Source organism: Eubacterium sp. AF34-35BH, from assembly GCF_003477765.1.
GTDB lineage: Bacteria > Bacillota > Clostridia > Lachnospirales > Lachnospiraceae > Eubacterium_G.
In genome coordinates this window covers 1-359 of sequence record NZ_QUDZ01000022.1, presented here as the reverse complement: position 1 = coordinate 359, position 359 = coordinate 1, and the positions used below count along the sequence as shown (strand labels likewise).

General features: G+C 39.8%; 1 protein-coding gene. It reads left to right on the top strand.

All coding sequences use genetic code 11. The annotated features are described in order from the left end of the window. Window positions 1-69 precede the first annotated feature (69 nt). On the top strand, window positions 70-359 hold a 290-nt coding region (locus tag DWZ69_RS11940; RefSeq protein WP_199640882.1), incomplete at its 3' end, for an integrase DNA-binding domain-containing protein.

Sequence of the window (359 nt, the reverse complement as noted above, 5' to 3'; positions counted from 1 at the left end):
AGCCGTAGATATGGTATAATAAATATAGCGTATCACGGCTCGTTCCATGACGGAAAGGAGCTTTACACTATGTCTAATGTAAAACGAAAAGACAGTAAAAATCGCAATTTGCGTAATGGAGAGAGCCAGCGAAAAGACGGAAGATACGTTTATAAATATACCGATATATACGGAAAGCCACAATTTATCTATTCTTGGAAACTTGTACCGACAGACAAGACACCTGCTGGAAAGCGTGATGATATATCGTTGAGGGAAAAAGAAACACAGATTAAAAAAGACCTTAACGACGGTATCGATACAGCAGGCGGTAAAATGACAGTCTGCCAGCTCTACGACAAGAAGAACAGCCAAAGAAA